This window comes from Aminobacter sp. 01T433, from assembly GCF_056398585.1.
Map to the genome: position 1 here is coordinate 1 of NZ_JBFTPR010000026.1, position 17,108 is coordinate 17,108.

Below are 17,108 nucleotides of genomic sequence, written 5' to 3' on the forward strand. Positions count from 1 at the left end.
CCGTTGGCGACACCGCCGAGCGAGCAGTTGATCTCGCGCAGCGCGCGGTCGTTCATGTCCATCACCCGGCGCCACACGACCCGGCGGGTGTCGATGCCGAGCTCGTTGCCCCAGTAGATGTGGTTGTCGATCAGCGCCGCAAGCAGGTTGTGTGCGGTGGTGATGGCGTGGAAGTCGCCGGTGAAGTGGAGGTTCATGTCCTCCATCGGCACGACCTGGGCATAACCGCCACCGGCAGCACCGCCCTTGACGCCGAAATTGGGTCCAAGCGAGGCTTCGCGGATGCACACGATGGCCTTCTTGCCGATGCGGTTCAAACCGTCACCGAGGCCAACGGTCGTGGTGGTCTTGCCTTCGCCGGCAGGCGTCGGGTTGATCGCGGTGACCAGGATCAGCTTGCCGTCTTTTTTCTTGCGCGCCTCGGCGATGAACTCAGCCGAGATCTTCGCCTTGTCGTGGCCATAAGGCAGCAAATGTTCAGTCGGAATGCCGATCTTGGCACCGATCTCCTGGATCGGCTTCTTCTTTGCGCCACGCGCTATCTCGATGTCGGTCTTGAATTCGGCCATGACGGCTCCTCCGGAATAATTGCCTGGATGACGCCACGGCCACCCTGTCGCGGCCATACAAGCGCGACATCGCTGTTGCTTGCCGTCTCAAAACAGCCGCTCAATGCACGGATTGCGACAGGGTGGTGGCCACCGCCATCGGGCTTTGCGTGCTCAGCGAGTGCGCAGCGCCCTATCGGTCGAGCACCGCGCGGATCTCGACGATCTGGGAGCGGGCACGCAACAGGTTGAAGCCCATCGTCGCCAGATGCGAAGGGAAAAGCGAGCTCGACTCGTTGCCGTTGGAGATGATCCAGGGCTGCATGTTGAGGGCGTCGCGCATCTGGACCTGCATGGTGTCCCACAAAGTGGTCAGGTTGCGCTCGCGGATCACCGCCGAGAAGTCTTCGCGGGTGGCAGCCAGCATGCCGTAATAGGCATAGAGCTGGCCGTAAGCGAACCAGAAGCGGTCGTCGGCGCGCGGATCGAACCAACCCGCGTCTGAAGCCTCGATCTGGCTGCGCAGGATGTCGGAAGTCGAACCCATGTCGCCGGCAATGCGGTCGAGGAACTGGAGCAGGTTGTCGGCGCGGGCATCGAACGTCGCCTGGCATTTTTCGAGGCTGGCGTTGAAGGCGTTCAGCTTCTGGATCGCCTCGCGGTAGACACTGGGCGTCGGTCGCGTCGGGCCACGCACGCCGATGTACCAGGCGTTTTCGTCCCAGGCCAGCGCGGTGCGCGCGTCCTGGAGGTTCTGGTCGATGCGTGAGGTGCCGCGAGCGCGACCCAGCGCATCGACAAGCTCGGTGGTGGTGCGGCGCAGCACCTGGTTGATGCCAAGCTGGAAGGCGGCCTTGTTGTCCATGAAAGGCGTATTGCGCCATGGCACGCCGAAGAAGCCCATCTTCGACGCCAGCATCGAGGAAATCCAGGCATTGCGGTTGACGTTGAAGTCGACCAGATCGGCCGACATCGCGGCAATTTCGGAGCGCTTGCAGCTCTGGGGCGTAGCTGGCTGGGTGGTGGTTCCAGCCGCGCCCGCAGCAGGTGCCACGATCGGGTCGCCGGCCAGCGCGTTCGCCGCCTGGACCGTATTTGATGCCGCAATGACGCGAGCCGGATAGTCCGGGTTAAAGTCCTTCCAGAATTGGGTGACGTAGAAGAAATAGGCATAGAGGCCGACGATGGTGGCAATGATCAGCCCGACGACTGCCTTCAGGATCAGGCCGCGCTGGCCATACCAGCGGGCAACCCACATGAACGGCCACAAGATGATGCCGATGACGAAGCCGATGCCACGCCCGATCAACTGGAATATCCAAGTGAAGAAATTCACGATCGGATCAAGCATGGATAAATCCCCTCAGTCGGTCAGGCCGTAGAGCTGTGCGCGGAACGCCGCCTTGTCATTCAGATATGAGTTTTTCAGCGTGTCCACAACATTGGATCGCCAAGTCTCGTTGAGCTCTTGGTAATCCTTGTAAAAACCTTGCTTGTTGAAGACGTAGCGCGACACGAAATCCGACGGCACGAATTCCGAGATCAGCCGGTTGGTCAGCCATGCGTCGGGATGGTCGGGTTTGGCGCGCACCACCAGGAAGCGGTGTAGCGGCGCCACATCTTCGAGCCTCAGCTGACCGAGCTGGGCAATCTCGCGCTTGGCACTGTTGAGGAAGGGGAAAATGCCGTCGCGGTTGATCGCATCGGCATGGCCATGGATCCATGTCTGCAGCCAGACCTTGTCGACCTCGCCGATGTTGCGATTGGGCTCGGCTTGCTGGATCAGCGCGCGCACCGCCATCTCGGCGCGATGTTCGAGATAGCCCGAGCTTTCGATCCACGAGGCGCGTGGCAGGTCGAGCCGGCCGGTCGACGCCAGGAACTTGAAGACGCGGTCGGCGTCCTTGATCGAGAGGTAACTCACCTGCCACGGCCGCGAGCGGCGGAAGCCAGGCGCTGCCGGGTCGGAGATGACGGTCGTCACATCGGGGTCGACAAAGACGTAGACGCCGCCGAAATGGCTGGTCCAGAACGCGTTGTGGCGGAAGATCACCTGGTCCGGCACGAGTGCGTTTTCGCGGATGTCGCCGCAGACTTTCGCCAGTTCGACCATGCGCTGAAGCATGGCGTCATCGCGCCAGGCATCGGGCTCTTGCCTCAGCCTGTCGACCAGCTTGCCGAGTTCGGCTGCCTTGCCGAGCACGTCTTCGGCCGAGAGCACGCGGAACTCGACCTGGCTGATCGACAACAGGTCCTCGATGTCCTCGACCTTGGAAACCGAATCTTCGATCTCGCCGTAGATCACATCCTTGATCGTCAGCGCATCGATGGCGCGCTGGTTCTTGCTCATGAACTCGTAGAGCAGCTGCGAGGTGTTGGAAAACGCCGTGTGTACGACCGGCAGGTCGATCTGCGACGGCGTCAGGATGATGAAGCGGCGGTTGACCTCGTTGGGGTCGAGATACTGATAGTCGCCCAGCTCCTCGGCGATCTCGGGCGAAAAGCCTGAGCGATCGATCTGGAAGCTCGTGAGCTTGGTCGGCTCCAGACCGAACGCCTTCAGCGCCTTGTTGTAGCGGTCGATCAGATGCGGCTCGTCGACCGGTAATAGCCGGCCATAGATGAGCTCGTTGTCGCGGAGGAGGTCCATTATTCTGTCCTTTCCTTCTCCCCGTTCACGGGGAGAAGGTGCCCGAAGGGCGGATGAGGGGCAGCGCTAAGGTTCACGAATTTCCACCTGCATTGAACGTGGCGGGAAGGAATTTGATCTCGTGCGATGTCATCCTGTGATCGAGCCTTCCGTCCAACGCTGCAACAATCGTTTCCAAAACAGGCCGCCGGTCCCGCAAAACATCAGCATGCCAAATCCGCAGCACCGACCAGCCATTTCGATTCATGGTTTCGTCGCGAAAGCGGTCTGACGTTCTACCAGCATGTTGACTGCCGTCCACTTCGACCACAAGATTGGCTTCTCGACAGGCGAAGTCAGCGAAATAGGGGCCGATCGGGAACTGGCGAACAAATTTGTAGCCGTTCAAGCGTCGCGACCGAAGCTCGGACCAGAGCCTTTCCTCGGCATCATTGTCCACTTGCCGAAGCTGCCTTGCCCTTGCAATTTTGTTTTCATTTCCGCCACGCACAGCGCTGCCCCTCATCCGCCCTCCGGGCACCTTCTCCCCGTGAACGGGGAGAAGGAACTCACGCATTCCACAACCCCTTCGCCTTCAGCTCCTCCATCTCTTTCACCGCGCGCTCGCGCAGCCTCGCATCGCGCAGCAGCTTCGACACGGCCGCATCGTCGGACTTGTCGGCGTAGCGGAACTCAGAGTCGGCGTAGCGGTTGATCTCCTGCATCACCATGTCCATCGAGAACGGCCCGCGCAGCTCCTCGATCATCGCTTTCTTCTCGTCGTAACCCTTGTGCATGAAGGCCTCGGGCTTTTCGAACCACTCGTCCGGCAACTCGATGTCCATGGCGCGCATCTTGATCGCGTCAGTGACGTTCTTGATGGCGCGGCCGGTGAAGCGCGGTTCGGCCTCCTTGATCATGTGCAGATAGGTGCCGACGTCGGCAAGCGTCTTGGGCTCGCCATTGTCTTTCATGAAGCGCTCGAAAACCTTTATCAGCCCGTCTTCCTGAGGCTTTTCGTGCTCCTCATAGGCCTCGGTCACGGCGCGCTGGATTTCCTGCGCGGCATAAAGCTGGTGCTCGCCGAGCGGGATCTTGTGGTTCTTGCCGGCAAGCAAGACGAAGATGTCGATATAGTCGTCGCGCGTTTGCGGCCCGTCGACTAGCCAGCGTGCGCCCGCACGCTGGCGCAGTGCATCGTCGACGTTTTCGGGATAGTTGGAGAACATGCCGAACGAGCAGTTGCCGCGCACGACTGTGCCCGCACCGGCAAAAGCATCCATCAGGACGCCGGTGATTTCCTGCTGGCCGGCGGACGCGCGGTCATCGGAGCGCTTGGCCGCCACCTGGTCGATGTCGTCGATGGTGCCGAAGCCGATGGCGCGCGGGTTGAGCACGTTGTTGATGAACTGGCGGCAGTTCTGGCCCGACTTGCCCTGATAGGACGAGATCTGGTCGACGCCGAAATTCTCGTAGGCAAAGGGGTAGCCTGCGACCTGGCAATAGCCGTTGACCAGGCCTGCGATCATCTGGATCAGCGTGGTCTTGCCGGTGCCCGGCGCGCCGTCGCCGATGAAGGTGAACAAAAAGCCGCCGAGCTCGACGAACGGGTTCATCTCGCGGTCGAAGTCGTAGGCCATCAGCATCTTGGCGAGTCTGACCGACTGGAACTTGGCGATGTGGTTGCCGACGACCTCTTCCGGCTTCTTGAAGGTCATCACCAGCGGCCTCGACTTCTTGCCGGGTGCCACATCGAAGCCGTCGAGGGTGAAATCGTCCGCGTCGATGCGGATATGGGCGTTTTCGAAGGCGCCGAGCCCGTCGAAGCGACCCTTGCGCTGCAAAAGGCCTTCGATCGAGACGCGGGCAAAGGCGCGGGCGCGCGTCAAAAGGTCGGCGTCATCCTTGGCACCGACAAGCGCCCTGTCGAGGCCCGAGACGATCGACTTCACCGCGTCCTGCGGCGTGTCGAACAAGAAGTCCGGTTCGGCGACATCGTTGGGCGCCTCGCCGTCGCTGTCGATCAGCTGGGCGAGATAAGAGGCAAGCGAGAATGCCGCGACATAGGCTGATGCCGAAAGCAGCTTCTTGAAATGCGTGGCTTCGTCGCCTTCCAGCGGCGCACGCGCGTTCTTCGCCTGCAGCGCTTCGAGATCGGTCGAGCGTGAAAAGACGTCAGAAACGGCAAGCGCCACAGCGATGCCGCGGCGGGCGCGAAACAGCAGCGTGTGCTGGGGGATCGACATCAACTGGTCGTCGGGACGGATCGCGCCAACCGTCTTTTGCAGCTCGACCTCGCGCGTCTTGCGGATCGAACCCGTCGACACCGTCGAGACAAAACGGCGGTTGGTGCCAGCCAAGGCCGTGCCCGACTGGCCGGAGGAATCCTCCAGCACGACGATGCGGGTGATGAAGCTCTGCGCGGTTGCGCGGTGCTTTTCGATGTCGGCTTCGGAAATCGTCGTCAGGCCGGTGTCCATGTCAGGCGCCTCGCTTGCTGTGGAGAACGTAGGCGCTGCCCCTCATCCCCTGCCGGACCTTCTCCCCGTAAGGACGGGGAGAAGAAGGCTGGCCGCAACGCCGACGACCCCCTCTCCCTGTTCTTACGGGGAGAGGGTAAGGGTGAGGGGCAGTTCTGCCCTTGGACAAAATCGTCCTAAACATCCGAGATCACCTGTCCCTTGGACAGGATGTGGACCTTGTAGTCCGCGAAAATCTTGTCGGCTTCGCCCGCCGCGTAGAGCGCCTGATAGGCCTCGTGCGGGATCAGCGCGTGCTTCTCGTAGCTCGACACGCCCTGGCGCACGGCCTCGAGATCGTCGGTGTTGATGAAGAATTCCTCGCTCGCCGGTTCGCTCGACCACAGGCCCTTGCGTCCCGGCTTTTCGGCCTTCGAATAGACCTCCTGGATGGTCCAGGTGAGCAGCCAGGCGTTGTCCACCTTGCGCACCTTGGACAGAACCTCGCTGACCGTCGAATTGTGCTCGGTGATGCCGGCCGAATAGAACGGCCCGAGCACCATGCGCCGGAGCTGCTTGGGGTGCAGTTCGGGAAAATCCTTGTCGAGATTGGTCGCAACGGTCAGCGGGGAGAGCGAATAGGCCGAGTTCTTCTCGGTGAAATCGTCGAAGCGGTGCGCGAGGTCGGGATTGAGCAACCCTTCGACTGGAAGCGGAATGTCGATCTTTTCGTTGAGTTTTCCGGTTTGGGCGTCGACAAGCTGGTCGACCATCGCCTGGGACGAATCTTCCACCGTCGCCATGTAGATCAGCGGCAGGTTGGCGGTGCCGTCGAAGCTGCCCCAGTGGACGAGATAATAAGGCCGCATCGACTTCGGGTTGACCGACACCTTGGCTGTCTGCGCCAGGATAAAGGGGCTGAAGGTCACGCCATCCTTGACGTCTTCGAGGTAAAGCCGCTCGGCCATCGAGCGCTGCAGCGCCTCGGGGAATTCCTTGTGGCGCAAGATGAAGTCGGCCATCTCCTCGCGCAATTCGCCTGAAGGCGGGATGCTGGCAAGGCGCTGGGCGGCGCTGCGGCGGTCGTTTTCAAGCTCCAGCACGTTTTGGAAAACGGGAAAACCGCTTTCGGCGCGGGAAATCTTGAAGGTTTCCATGAAGCCGAGCCGGTTGCGCCAGCAGGCGAAGGAGCGTTCCAGCCGCGCGATGTACTCGGCCGCGACCTTGGCGACGATGCCATGCCGGTAGAGCGGCGAGCGGTCGTCGCGCATGAAGATTTCAAGCCCGCTCAGCGCTGCCGCGATCGCGTCGAAATATCGGACGGCTGGGTCGTCGGTGGGGGTCATGGGCGAAACCTCGAATGCGGGGGCTCGACGTTGCCCCCCTCTGGCCTGCCGGCCATCTCCACCACAGGTGGGGAGATTGGCTGTCGTGTCCGCTTCCGCCCAAACTTCATCGCCGAAAATTGGCGAAGTCCGCGCCACCGCATGATCTCCCCCCCAGTGGGGGAGATGGCCGGCAGGCCAGAGGGGGGCGCGACAGGGCGCAACATTTGTACCTGGCTGGCCTAGTTACGACTGCACATAATCCGAAGCGTTGTGCTTCTTCAGCACGTCGTCGAAGCGGCGGGCGAAGGCGTCGTCGGCGAGTTTCTTGCGGCGCTGGATGTCGGCGGTCGCCACCATGTTCTTTTCGTGCAGTTCGAGCAGGTCGCCAATGTGCTTCTGGGCGGCGGCACCGATGCCGGCCATGGTCTCTTCGGCGGTGTTGTCGACCTTCGAGCCCAGCGTGTTGATCTTGTGGGCAACGTCCTGCTGGGCCGCCGTCTTCAGCGAATCCTCGAGCGCCTTGTAGAGCACGATGCGCTGTTCGGTATCGATGGTCAGCTTGTTGATCAGCGTGTTCTGCGCCGCGATCTGGTTGTTCAGCGAATCGACGAAGGTCTGGAACATCGAGGTGTAGCGTTCGAGCGTCTGGCTCTCGGCGAGAAGCTCCTGCTCCTTGGCCTGCTTCTCATTGTATTCGGTGGCGAGCTTGGAGCGCTCGGATTCGAGATTTGTGCGCTCCTTCTGGCTGGTCGAAGCGGCGATCTTGTTTTCGATGTCGAGCAGGAGCGGGTTCAGCTCCTCGATGCGCTTTTGCGTCGCTTCGAGATTGTTCATCGTCGTCTTGCGGCGCTCGATGACCTGGGAAAGGCTGGTCTCAGAGGTCTTGTAGCGCTCGTCGAGCACCTGTTTCTGTGCCTTGAGGATGCCGACGATGGTGTCGGATTTGACCAGAAGCTCCTGCAGATTGCCGGCCAGCGACATGTTGCGCACGCGGTCGGTGCGCATGCGCTGCTTGCTGGCGGCCGAGAAGATGCCGATGAAGGTTTCCCAGCCGGTGAAGCTCTTCATGCTCTCGAATTCGGAGCCGAACACATTGGTTGCGTCCTCAAGCCCGATGATCAGGTCGGCGATGTTGCCTTCCATCACCTTCTGCTGCTTGAGCACGTCCTGGATGCGCGCATTCTCGATGTCGAAGTCGGCCGCGCCGATCTTGGCGTCGGTCGTCGCGATCTTGTCGAGCACGGTCCCCGATTGCTCGATCTTGGAGCGCATGTCCTGCACGACCTGCTTGGTCTTGGCGATTTCGGCATCGAAATTCTGCAGCGTAGCCATACGTTCCTCCGGTGTCGAATGCGCGATAGTGGGGGCGAATATATGTGCCGCATCTTTCGATTGAAAGACGCAAGCGCCCCGCAAAAAGCATTTAAGACGAAGCTACTTAGCCCCGCGATGCAAATCCGATGAAGTCGTCGGGCTGGGCGCGGCCCATCTCTTCTTCCCAGTGGCGCCGGCACAGCGAGACATAGACGTCCTTGCCGATCGCCACCTGCTCGCCCTGGCGCGCGACCTTGCCGTCTTCGCCAAGCCGCACCACCATCGTTGCCTTGCGCCCGCACCGGCAGATGCTGCGCACCTCGCGCAGCTCGTCGGCGATGGCCAAAAGCGCGCGCGAGCCGGTGAACAGATTGCCCTGGAAATCGGTGCGCAACCCGTAGCACATGACGGGAATGTTGAGCCGGTCGGCGACCCGCGCCAGCTGCCAGACCTGTTCTTCCTCCAGGAACTGCGCTTCGTCGATGAAGACGCAGTGAACGGTGGTATGCTCATGGTGTTCGGCGATACGGGCGAAGAGATCGTCGCCGTCGCGGAAAATCTCGGCCTCGGCTTCCAAGCCGATGCGGGACGAAATGAAGCCGGTGTCACCCTTGCGATAATGACCGGCGATGAACAGCATCGTCGTCATGCCGCGCTCGCGGTAGTTGTAGGACGCCTGCAAAAGCATCGTCGTCTTGCCGGCGTTCATCGTGGCGTAGTGGAAATAGAGCTTGGCCATGTCGCCCTTCTATTCCGAAGCTGCCCGCGCTGGGGAGGTGCCTGGTTCGCCATCCACCGCAAAAAACTGGTGCGATGTCGCTGATGGATCAGCCTGCGGCGTCTGTCGTTGGGTCATGTCACTTGAATCCAAAGGAAAATGGTGTTTGGCTCGCGACAAAGACGAACAACAACACTAACGCGTTGCCATCAAATACCGAATGGGAGAAATCTATATGTCGCGCATGAAATCACTCGCCGTCGCCATCGGCGTGTCGACGTTCCTTTCGACCAGCGCTGCCTTCGCTGCCGATGCGGAAAGCTGCAAGGTGGTACGGCTCTCCGACGTCGGCTGGACCGACATCCAGGCAACCACCGGCGTCGCTTCGGTGTTGCTCACGGCACTCGGCTACGAGCCTCAGGTCATCCAGCTGTCGGTTCCAGTCACCTATGCCTCGCTGAAGAACAAGGATCTTGACGTCTTCCTCGGCAACTGGATGCCGTCGATGACCAACGACATCAAGGACTACACCGCCGACGGCTCGGTCGAGACCATTGGCGAAAATCTCTCCGGCGCCGGCTACGGCATCGTCGTGCCGACCTATGTCGCGGAAGCCGGCGTCAAGACGCTCACCGACCTCGGCAAGTTCAAGGACAAGTTCAACGGCAAGATCTACGGCATCGAAGCCGGCAATGACGGTAACCGCATCATCCTCGACATGATCAAGAACCCGGCCGACAATCTCGAAGGTTTCGAACTGGTCGAATCTTCCGAGGCGGGCATGCTGACCCAGGCCGAGCAGGCGATGAAGTCCAATGAATGGATCGCCTTCCTCGGCTGGACGCCGCATCCGGTCATGGGTGCGATGAAGATTACCTATCTCGACGGCATGGGCGACTCGGGCTTCGGTGCCGCCACCGTCAGCACCAATGTGCGCAAGGGCTACGTCGCCGAATGCCCGAATCTCGGCAAGTTCCTCGGCAACCTCAAGTTCAACCTGGCGATGGAAGGCACCATGATGGACGCCATCCTCAAGGGCGGCAACGCCAACGACGTCGCCAAGGACTGGCTCAAGGCCAATCCGGACGCGGCGACGCCCTGGCTCGCCGGCGTGACCACCTTCGACGGCGGCGACGCCGCTGCAGCCGTGAAGGCGGCTTTGCAGTAAGCCGCTTCGGCGGATGAAACAGGGGCGGCCGGACAAGCTTTCGGCTGCCCTTTGTGTTTAGCCATGCGATAACAAGCTCGAAATGAGCGAGGGCTTTCGGCGAGAGGGGACGACATGGATCCGATTTCGAAATTTCTTGCAGCCTACAAGATCCCCATCGGCGCCTGGGGCAAGGCGTTCTTCACCTTCCTGACCGACAACTTCAACACCGTCTTCCGCGGCTTCTCCAACGGCCTCAACTTCCTGCTCAATGGGCTGGTCGACGGGCTGTTGTTCCTGCCGCCAGTTTTGGCTGTCGCGCTGATCGCGCTGCTTGCCTGGTATCTGCAGCGCTCGCGAGCGCTGGCAATCGGCGTGGCACTGGGCCTGCTGTTCATCATCAACCAGGGCCTGTGGAAGCAGACTGTCGAAACGCTGGTGCTGGTCGTCGCCGCCGCCACCGCCTCGATGCTGATCGGCGTGCCGCTCGGCATCTGGGCCGCGCACAAGCCCAAGGTCTACCGCTTCATGTTGCCGGTGCTCGACCTGATGCAGACCCTGCCGACCTTCGTCTATCTGATCCCGGTGCTCACACTGTTCGGCCTCGGCAATGCGCCGGGCCTGATCGTCACCATCATCTTCGTCATCCCCACCGCCGTGCGCCTGACCCATCTCGGTGTCGTTTCGGTGCCGACATCGATCATCGAGGCGGGCCAGGCCTTCGGCGCCACCAAGCGCCAGCTGTTATGGAAGGTCGAGCTGCCGGCGGCACTCCCCACCATCATGGCGGGGCTGACCCAGTGCATCATGCTGTCGCTGTCCATGGTGGTCTTCGCCGCGTTGATCGGCGCTGGTGGCCTTGGCACCGAAATCAACCGGGCGCTCGGTTCGCGCAAGATCGATCTTGGACTTGAAGCGGGCCTTGCGATCGTTGTGCTCGCCATCGTGCTCGACCGGATGACGCGCATTGGCGTGGGAGGCAAGAAATGAACGTCGCCGTTGATTTCAGGAATGTCGACATCGTTTTCGGCACCGATCCCAAGGGCTCCCTCAGCCTGATCGACAGTGGCGCGACCCGCGCCGAGATCCTTGAAAAGACCGGCAATGTGCTGGGCTGCGCGGGCGCCAATCTCACCGTCAACGAGGGCGAGATTTCCGTCCTCATGGGCCTGTCGGGCTCTGGCAAGTCGACGCTGTTGCGTGCCGTCAACCGCCTCAACATCGTCTCGCGCGGCCAGGTCATGGTCAAGGACGGCGACAAGATGGTCGACGTTGTCAGCTGCGACGAGGCGACGCTGCGCCGCCTGCGCCAGCATCAGGTCGCCATGGTGTTCCAGCAGTTCGGGCTTTTGCCTTGGCGCACCGTCGAGGAAAATGTCGGCCTTGGCCTCGAACTCGCCGGCATGCCGGAAGCCGAGCGCAAGCAGAAGGTCGGCAAGCAGCTCGACCTCGTCAATCTGACGCCATGGGCCAAGAAATACGCCCATGAACTGTCGGGCGGCATGCAGCAGCGCGTTGGCTTGGCGCGCGCCTTCGCCACCGAAGCGCCGATCCTTTTGATGGACGAGCCGTTCTCGGCGCTTGATCCGCTGATCAGGACAAAGCTCCAGGACGAACTGCTGCAGCTGCAAAAGACGCTGAAGAAGACCATCATCTTCGTCAGCCACGATCTCGAAGAAGCGCTCAAGATCGGCAACACCATCACCATCATGGAAGGCGGGCGCATCGTCCAGTCCGGCCCGCCCGAAGACATCGTGCTGCGCCCGGCCAACGACTACGTCCGCGACTTCATCGCCAATGTGAACCCGCTGTCGGTGCTGACAGCGTGGAACGTCATGCGCGACCGCCGCGATCTCGATGACGCCGGCGAAGGCTGGGTCTGGCTCGACCGGCGGAAGACCACGCGTTTCAAGATCGATGGGCAAGGTCTTGTCGCCGCCGCCGAGCGCAACGGCCAGCCGGCGGTCTGGGTCTCCGTCGACGAGATCGAAAAATCGTCCGACGAGGCCTCGCATGTCTTCTGGGCCAAGCCGGGCACTTCGCTCAAGCTGGTGATGCTTGCAATGCACCGCTCGCAAACGTCGCCGGTGGCGCTGTTCGACGACCAGTCGCGTTTTGTCGGTGCGATTGGAATTCGCGATGTGCTGAGCGCGGTGTTGCGGCGGTAGCGTTTCTTCTCCCCGTTTACGGGGAGGTGAGATGAGGTCCGCGTAGCGGACGAAAAGCCAACTGCTTGGCTTTTCGAGCATCGAACGCCGGCAGGCAGATGAGGGGCGGAGCCAACTTACGTTCTGTTCGCGCCGCCCCTCATCCGACCCTTCGGGCCACCTTCTCCCCGTAAGCAGGGAGAAGGAATTCCAGCCTCACTCCCCATCCGCCAGCAACTCACCCAGCTTGGTCGCATAGGGCTGAACCACGTCGACATATTGTAGGCCTTCGGCGCGCAGCTTGCGGGTTTCGGCGATCTTGGTTTCAACGAAACTGCGCATCTCGACCTTCTGTTCGTCATTCAGGTCACTCGCATCCAATCTCTCCGTCAGGCCCGAAAATGCCGCTTCGAGCCGGTCAGTGGGGATCGTTGCGAGATAACCCCGGAAAGTAGCGTCGAGCGCTTCTTTCCAGCTTTCGCGGCTGAAGCCGGCCTTGGCGATGCGGCCTTCAAGCCCGGCATCGTCGTCGAACCATTGGTCGGCTTCTTCCTCGTCATAGGCGAGGCGGCCGAGTTCGGGCTCCAGTTCGCCCAACAACTGCACCACCTTGCCGACATCAGCCATCGTCAATGCCCGAGCCGGCAGAACGAAGGTGCCTAGAGCCAGGCTTGCCGCCAAAAGACCACCGAGCGTGCGTTTGAGACAAGAGCTCATCCCACGCACTCCGCTTCAAGCGCCTTGTCGGTGTCGTTCTGCGCCTTGGCCTGCATCAGCGAACCTCCCACCGATGCGGCCTGGGCCACCACCGCGCCGCCACGCCCGGCAAAGCCGCCGAACCCGCCGACCATCGACAAGGCGCCGCCAAGCATGGCCGCGTCGGTCTGAGCTTTCGCGGCATTCTGCATCGCCTCATTGCAGCGCTGCGCCGCCGTCATTTTCCCGGACTTGCCCTTCGGTGCGGCTTGGGCCGCTGCCTTGGGCGCTCCGGCTGCCTTCATCGTGCTGGTGGTCGTTGTGGCCTGGCTGCAGGCGGCAAGCGCGCCGCACAGGATCAATGCAATCGCTCTGTTCATGGTTCTCTCGATTTCGCTGGAGTTGGCGCGAACTCCGTGGATACGGGCCATGCGCGGACCGCCGACTCTGCCCAGTCGACGGTCCGGCGATGGCCGGCCACGCATGCGTTCGAAGAGCGCCCCCGCCCGTCGGATGCATTGGTCCGCCACGGCATCGCTCTACGACGGCCAAAGGGCGAGCGTCTTGGCGCAGGGCGAACAGATGCGGTCTGGTGCGAACTGATTGAGGAGAGAGGTGAGGCTACTGACGGCGGCGAAGGGCTGCGGCCTTGATCTCGCTCGGGGTCGCCGCGAAGCGCTGGCGAAAGGCCCGATTGAAATAAGACAGGTCACTGAAGCCGGTGTCGAAGGCGATCGCCGAAACTGTGGCCGTTCCCGCCGCCTCGAGCGCGCGGCGCGCGAGATCGAGCCGCGCGTCGCGCAGGAACTCGGAAAAGGTCAGGCCCTCTTGTTCGAACAGCCGCTGGATATAACGCGGGGTGACGCCCTGGCGCCGGGCAATGACTGAAACGCTCAGTTCCGGGTCGGTCAGGTAGCCGAGGATCTCGGCCTTGACCAGTTCCAGCCGCGCCGCGCTTATGCTGGCGCGCACGGGTTCTGCGGCGTCGTTGGTCGCACCTTGAATGACCAAGGCTGCGAGATCGTAGAGGTGCTTGGCGGCCAGCCTGCACGCCGCTTCGCCGGAGGGGGCGGTCGCACGCAACAGATCGGCATAGCCGCTGAGCAAGGGCGCGCTCGCTGAAGCCATGGGGATGTGGTGAAACGCCTTGGCCCTGACGCGTGGGGCGAGGGCGGCGAGCCGCGCTTCGTTGAGCGAGACGACCTTGAGCAGGGTTGCGGGCAGGGCGAAGGCCATGGGCGTGCCTTCATTGACGAGGGTGATGTCACCTGCCTTGATGAGAAGGGGAGGCTTGCCCGCGATCGCCACCTCGTAGTCAGAGGTGTGGATGGTCATGAGATAGTCCTGCCGGCCGTCGGCCATCAGGTCCTTGGGGCGTTCGCCGAGAACGGCTGAATAACACGCCGTGCCGACTGTCGTGCCGGCGTCGAGGAAATAGGCGGCGAGGTCGAAAGCGAAGGTTTCGCTGTCGGCGGGCCTGAAGCGCAGCCCGGCAACATGCCGCGCCACGAAATCATGCAGGAAGGCCAGCCGCTCGCGTGCCGGTACGTCGTTCGTCGAAAGACGTTGCATGCAAAAAATCCAACCCCAAGGTCGCCCCCGCCTTGCGACCTATGCGTGAATTTCATGTTCATGCACTGTATGCGGGTGGTGGCCCTTATCAGCGGAAATGGCGTTGGGGTCAATGGTCCCCGCGAGCAGGCACGTAACTCCGTGCTCGCGGGGCGCGCGCGAACGCGGGGATTACATCAAGCAGCGATCGCGCTTGCAATCTTGTCCTTCAAGGCGAGCCGGCGCTTTCGCAATGTAACCTCGTGTTCTTCACTGACCGGTTCGAGGTTGGTTTCGGCCTTGTGGATCTGGTCGTTCACTTCGTCATATTCCTGGAGAACACGAGCGAAATTTGCATCCTGCGCCTTCAACGCGTGGATCGCTTCGAGCTTGCCGGGGAATTCTTCACCCAGCGTGTGAGGCGTGTTCGACATCGTCTGCTCCTTGTGTTGTCTTCGAGCAAACTACCCCGCCCAAGCAGCGCGGGGTTTGATCCTGGTCAAACCGCTGTCGTTTGTGCCGGTTGCTGTTGCGGCTAAACCGGATCCTTGTCGTAGATCGCTATGCCAAGTGGAAGCTGTACCCAGGGATGCCGCCGGCAGTCGTAAACCGAATCCTGAGGTGGCGGAAAGCTCGGATCGGCGAATGCGCCGACAGCGACAGCCACAAAGGACGTTTCCGCGCCTTCTTCGGTGTGGAAGACAGTCGACCCGCAAACAGGGCAGAAGCGGAACCTGAATTTCGATCCCTGGTCACCGACGCGCAGATATTCGGTCGCGGCGCCAAAAACCTTGTAGGGCGGGGCAAAACCGGCCAGCGCCGCAAATACGCTGCCCGTTCTGCGCTGGCAGGCAAGGCAGTGGCACACGCCGATGCCAAGAGGTTCTCCCTGAACCTCGATGCGCAACTGGCCACAGCAACAAGAAGCTGTTCGATCAGGCATTTGGCGTCTCCGCATCCAAGGGCGGGTGGCACCGGCGCCTGCCGGCGACCGCCGCTTTCAGCTACATGTCGAGAAATACGTCGAACCCGCCAAAGATCATGCGCTTGCCATCGAACGGCCACTGCGCTGGATCGCTCTTCATGCGCGGGTCGGCCATCACTTTCTTTACGATGGCATCGCGCTCGTCGCGCGAGCGATAGACGACCCAGGCAAAGATCACGATCTCGTCTTCCTTGGCCAGCACCGCGCGCGGGAAGGAGGTGACTTCACCTTGGGGCACGTCGTCGCCCATGCACTCGACATAGGCCAAGGCGCCATGGTCTTTCCAGACCTCACCTGCCGTCCGCGCCATCTCCTTGTAGGAGGCGATATTCTTTTTCGGCACAGCGAGCACAAATCCATCGACATACGACATGGTGGTCTCCTCTCATTGCCACTGTTCTCAGGATGATTGGCCAAGCCTAAGTCCGACAGTCCCTCGCAAAAGATTGTTTGTCACCCGGCCAGCCATCCTGCACCACAACGGGCGACTAGCGCTATGGTTTCAAACGAACCCGACACCGTTGCCTGGCTGCCGTGTCGGCCCCATATGGTAGCGGGTGTTTTGATCGGTTGGCCGCGATGCCCGAAACCATCACTGTCCCACGTACCAAGCTGTCCCCCAAGACCGAGCGGCCGAAGCTGCACAAGGTCATCCTCATCAACGATGACTATACGCCGCGCGAGTTCGTCGTCACGGTGCTCAAGGGCGAGTTCCATATGTCCGAGGATCAGGCGCACCGGGTGATGATCACCGCCCATCGGCGTGGGGTGTGCGTGGTCGCGGTGTTTACCAAGGATGTTGCCGAGACCAAGGCGACACGCGCGAGCGAAGCTGGCCGCGCCAAGGGTTATCCGCTGCAGTTCACGACTGAGCCGGAGGAGTGAGGAGTGGTCCGCATGGCGGACGAAAAGCCACAACGGTGGCTTTTCGAGCGACGAGCGGAGCCATAGCGGAGGGCAGGTCGGCTTAAGGGGCAGAGTGCCTATTCGGCCGCCGTTTCAACGCCCTCGAGATTGTCTTCCGTGGTGACCCGTTCGTGGTTCTCGCGGTCACTGCGGATACGGTATTGCGGCGAACCGTCCTTTGCCGGCAGCGTTGCCTTGACGTGGAAGGTCTCTGCGTCCTTCACCGCCATGCCGATCCGGCTCCTGATCCGCACCATCTGGCCGACCGCGAAGCGATGCGAGGGCTTTTCCACGCGTGGGGCCGAAGCGGCACCTTTTGTGAACCTGATCATGCGGGCAGTTCCTTGTCCTGCCGCAGCGCGGCTTCGAGTTCGGCATGGTCGATGGCTAAAACCTGGCTGGTCAGCAGGTTGGAAGACCGGGCGGGCAGGTGGATATAGGTGGCGACGCGCCGGTAGGCGATCCACGATATGCCATCGATCATTTCTTCATCATGGTCGATGTCGTAGTCGCCCGCCGGCTGGATTTCTTCCAGTCCGCGCAAGACAAACGGTCGGTTGAAATGGACCGTCGAGTGTTTGGTGCGCCCGGTCATGGCAACAACTCCGCAGATGGACGAAAAGCGGAGCAATGCCCCGCTTTCCTCACTTCAATCATGCTCGAGAATGACCAGGTAGACG

General features: G+C 61.6%; 20 protein-coding genes. 4 read left to right on the plus strand and 16 right to left on the minus strand.

Annotated features, from left to right (window positions below):
- The 8 genes from AC1DLV_RS27600 to AC1DLV_RS27635 all read right to left on the minus strand — a co-directional run.
- On the minus strand, nt 1-569 hold a 569-nt coding region (locus AC1DLV_RS27600; RefSeq protein WP_476836305.1), incomplete at its 3' end, for a formate--tetrahydrofolate ligase.
- A 172-nt stretch (nt 570-741) separates the two neighbouring features.
- Entirely contained in the window at nt 742-1,899 is a 1,158-nt protein-coding gene (locus AC1DLV_RS27605; RefSeq protein WP_476801495.1) for a DUF2333 family protein, read from the minus strand.
- 12 nt (nt 1,900-1,911) lie between these two features.
- Nucleotides 1,912-3,198, minus strand: coding sequence for a DUF6638 family protein (locus AC1DLV_RS27610; RefSeq protein WP_476801494.1), 1,287 nt, complete (start codon nt 3,196-3,198; stop codon nt 1,912-1,914).
- A gap of 73 nt (nt 3,199-3,271) precedes the next feature.
- Entirely contained in the window at nt 3,272-3,688 is a 417-nt protein-coding gene (locus tag AC1DLV_RS27615) for an endonuclease domain-containing protein (protein ID WP_476801661.1), read from the minus strand.
- A 58-nt stretch (nt 3,689-3,746) separates the two neighbouring features.
- Nucleotides 3,747-5,657: an AAA family ATPase gene (locus tag AC1DLV_RS27620; RefSeq protein ID WP_476801493.1), complete on the minus strand. Its 1,911-nt coding sequence runs from the start codon at nt 5,655-5,657 to the stop codon at nt 3,747-3,749.
- Between the two features lie 176 nt (nt 5,658-5,833).
- Nucleotides 5,834-6,982 (minus strand): hypothetical protein, encoded by a 1,149-nt coding sequence (locus AC1DLV_RS27625; protein WP_476801492.1) that lies wholly within the window; start codon nt 6,980-6,982, stop codon nt 5,834-5,836.
- Between the two features lie 225 nt (nt 6,983-7,207).
- Nucleotides 7,208-8,296 (minus strand): hypothetical protein, encoded by a 1,089-nt coding sequence (locus AC1DLV_RS27630; RefSeq protein ID WP_476801491.1) that lies wholly within the window; start codon nt 8,294-8,296, stop codon nt 7,208-7,210.
- 106 nt (nt 8,297-8,402) lie between these two features.
- Complete coding sequence (locus AC1DLV_RS27635) at nt 8,403-9,017, minus strand: thymidine kinase (protein WP_476801490.1); 615 nt, start codon at nt 9,015-9,017, stop codon at nt 8,403-8,405.
- Between the two features lie 214 nt (nt 9,018-9,231).
- On the opposite strand from AC1DLV_RS27635, the gene choX reads away from it, so the two are divergent.
- The 3 genes from choX to choV all read left to right on the plus strand — a co-directional run bounded on the left by choX (nt 9,232) and on the right by choV (nt 12,311).
- Nucleotides 9,232-10,164 (plus strand): choline ABC transporter substrate-binding protein, encoded by a 933-nt coding sequence (gene choX / locus AC1DLV_RS27640; RefSeq protein ID WP_476801489.1) that lies wholly within the window; start codon nt 9,232-9,234, stop codon nt 10,162-10,164.
- Between the two features lie 114 nt (nt 10,165-10,278).
- Nucleotides 10,279-11,133, plus strand: coding sequence for a choline ABC transporter permease subunit (gene choW, locus AC1DLV_RS27645; RefSeq protein WP_476801488.1), 855 nt, complete (start codon nt 10,279-10,281; stop codon nt 11,131-11,133).
- Nucleotides 11,130-12,311, plus strand: coding sequence for a choline ABC transporter ATP-binding protein (gene choV, locus AC1DLV_RS27650; protein ID WP_476801487.1), 1,182 nt, complete (start codon nt 11,130-11,132; stop codon nt 12,309-12,311). Before choW ends, choV begins: the two co-directional genes overlap by 4 nt.
- Nucleotides 12,312-12,506: 195 nt before the next feature.
- Here choV and AC1DLV_RS27655 read toward each other — a convergent pair whose 3' ends face one another.
- The 6 genes from AC1DLV_RS27655 to AC1DLV_RS27680 all read right to left on the minus strand — a co-directional run bounded on the left by AC1DLV_RS27655 (nt 12,507) and on the right by AC1DLV_RS27680 (nt 15,895).
- The gene (locus AC1DLV_RS27655; protein ID WP_476801486.1) at nt 12,507-13,007 is read right to left on the minus strand and encodes a hypothetical protein; all 501 of its coding nucleotides are present in this window, start codon (nt 13,005-13,007) and stop codon (nt 12,507-12,509) included.
- Entirely contained in the window at nt 13,004-13,366 is a 363-nt protein-coding gene (locus AC1DLV_RS27660; protein ID WP_476801485.1) for a hypothetical protein, read from the minus strand. The genes AC1DLV_RS27655 and AC1DLV_RS27660 overlap by 4 nt, the downstream gene beginning before the upstream one ends.
- 241 nt (nt 13,367-13,607) lie before the next feature.
- Nucleotides 13,608-14,558 carry a helix-turn-helix transcriptional regulator gene (locus AC1DLV_RS27665; RefSeq protein WP_476801484.1) on the minus strand — a complete coding sequence of 317 codons (951 nt, stop codon included), beginning with the start codon at nt 14,556-14,558 and terminating at the stop codon, nt 13,608-13,610.
- 176 nt (nt 14,559-14,734) lie between these two features.
- Nucleotides 14,735-14,971, minus strand: a complete 237-nt coding sequence (locus AC1DLV_RS27670; protein WP_476801483.1) for an HP1242/YdcH family protein — start codon at nt 14,969-14,971, stop codon at nt 14,735-14,737.
- A gap of 101 nt (nt 14,972-15,072) precedes the next feature.
- Nucleotides 15,073-15,480, minus strand: coding sequence for a GFA family protein (locus AC1DLV_RS27675; protein ID WP_476801482.1), 408 nt, complete (start codon nt 15,478-15,480; stop codon nt 15,073-15,075).
- 61 nt (nt 15,481-15,541) lie between these two features.
- Nucleotides 15,542-15,895, minus strand: a complete 354-nt coding sequence (locus AC1DLV_RS27680; RefSeq protein WP_476801481.1) for a DUF1428 domain-containing protein — start codon at nt 15,893-15,895, stop codon at nt 15,542-15,544.
- A gap of 206 nt (nt 15,896-16,101) precedes the next feature.
- Between AC1DLV_RS27680 and clpS the strand changes: the two genes are divergently transcribed.
- Nucleotides 16,102-16,407 (plus strand): ATP-dependent Clp protease adapter ClpS, encoded by a 306-nt coding sequence (gene clpS / locus AC1DLV_RS27685; RefSeq protein WP_476801480.1) that lies wholly within the window; start codon nt 16,102-16,104, stop codon nt 16,405-16,407.
- 98 nt (nt 16,408-16,505) lie between these two features.
- On the opposite strand, the gene AC1DLV_RS27690 is transcribed toward clpS, so the two are convergent.
- Together AC1DLV_RS27690 and AC1DLV_RS27695 are read right to left on the minus strand one after the other, a co-directional pair.
- Nucleotides 16,506-16,760, minus strand: coding sequence for a hypothetical protein (locus AC1DLV_RS27690; protein ID WP_476787994.1), 255 nt, complete (start codon nt 16,758-16,760; stop codon nt 16,506-16,508).
- Complete coding sequence (locus tag AC1DLV_RS27695) at nt 16,757-17,023, minus strand: hypothetical protein (RefSeq protein ID WP_476801479.1); 267 nt, start codon at nt 17,021-17,023, stop codon at nt 16,757-16,759. Before AC1DLV_RS27695 ends, AC1DLV_RS27690 begins: the two co-directional genes overlap by 4 nt.
- Between the last annotated feature and the right edge of the window lie 85 nt (nt 17,024-17,108).

Excerpts from the sequence above, each read along its gene's own strand:
- AC1DLV_RS27605 (WP_476801495.1), bottom strand. The coding sequence starts at position 1,899 with ATGCTTGATCCGATCGTGAATTTCTTCACTTGGATATTCCAGTTGATC.
- AC1DLV_RS27610 (WP_476801494.1), bottom strand. The coding sequence starts at position 3,198 with ATGGACCTCCTCCGCGACAACGAGCTCATCTATGGCCGGCTATTACCG.
- AC1DLV_RS27620 (WP_476801493.1), bottom strand. The coding sequence starts at position 5,657 with ATGGACACCGGCCTGACGACGATTTCCGAAGCCGACATCGAAAAGCAC.
- AC1DLV_RS27625 (WP_476801492.1), bottom strand. The coding sequence starts at position 6,982 with ATGACCCCCACCGACGACCCAGCCGTCCGATATTTCGACGCGATCGCG.
- AC1DLV_RS27630 (WP_476801491.1), bottom strand. The coding sequence starts at position 8,296 with ATGGCTACGCTGCAGAATTTCGATGCCGAAATCGCCAAGACCAAGCAG.
- AC1DLV_RS27635 (WP_476801490.1), bottom strand. The coding sequence starts at position 9,017 with ATGGCCAAGCTCTATTTCCACTACGCCACGATGAACGCCGGCAAGACG.
- choX (WP_476801489.1), top strand. The coding sequence starts at position 9,232 with ATGTCGCGCATGAAATCACTCGCCGTCGCCATCGGCGTGTCGACGTTC.
- choW (WP_476801488.1), top strand. The coding sequence starts at position 10,279 with ATGGATCCGATTTCGAAATTTCTTGCAGCCTACAAGATCCCCATCGGC.
- choV (WP_476801487.1), top strand. The coding sequence starts at position 11,130 with ATGAACGTCGCCGTTGATTTCAGGAATGTCGACATCGTTTTCGGCACC.
- AC1DLV_RS27655 (WP_476801486.1), bottom strand. The coding sequence starts at position 13,007 with ATGAGCTCTTGTCTCAAACGCACGCTCGGTGGTCTTTTGGCGGCAAGC.
- AC1DLV_RS27660 (WP_476801485.1), bottom strand. The coding sequence starts at position 13,366 with ATGAACAGAGCGATTGCATTGATCCTGTGCGGCGCGCTTGCCGCCTGC.
- AC1DLV_RS27665 (WP_476801484.1), bottom strand. The coding sequence starts at position 14,558 with ATGCAACGTCTTTCGACGAACGACGTACCGGCACGCGAGCGGCTGGCC.
- AC1DLV_RS27670 (WP_476801483.1), bottom strand. The coding sequence starts at position 14,971 with ATGTCGAACACGCCTCACACGCTGGGTGAAGAATTCCCCGGCAAGCTC.
- AC1DLV_RS27675 (WP_476801482.1), bottom strand. The coding sequence starts at position 15,480 with ATGCCTGATCGAACAGCTTCTTGTTGCTGTGGCCAGTTGCGCATCGAG.
- AC1DLV_RS27680 (WP_476801481.1), bottom strand. The coding sequence starts at position 15,895 with ATGTCGTATGTCGATGGATTTGTGCTCGCTGTGCCGAAAAAGAATATC.
- clpS (WP_476801480.1), top strand. The coding sequence starts at position 16,102 with ATGCCCGAAACCATCACTGTCCCACGTACCAAGCTGTCCCCCAAGACC.
- AC1DLV_RS27690 (WP_476787994.1), bottom strand. The coding sequence starts at position 16,760 with ATGATCAGGTTCACAAAAGGTGCCGCTTCGGCCCCACGCGTGGAAAAG.
- AC1DLV_RS27695 (WP_476801479.1), bottom strand. The coding sequence starts at position 17,023 with ATGACCGGGCGCACCAAACACTCGACGGTCCATTTCAACCGACCGTTT.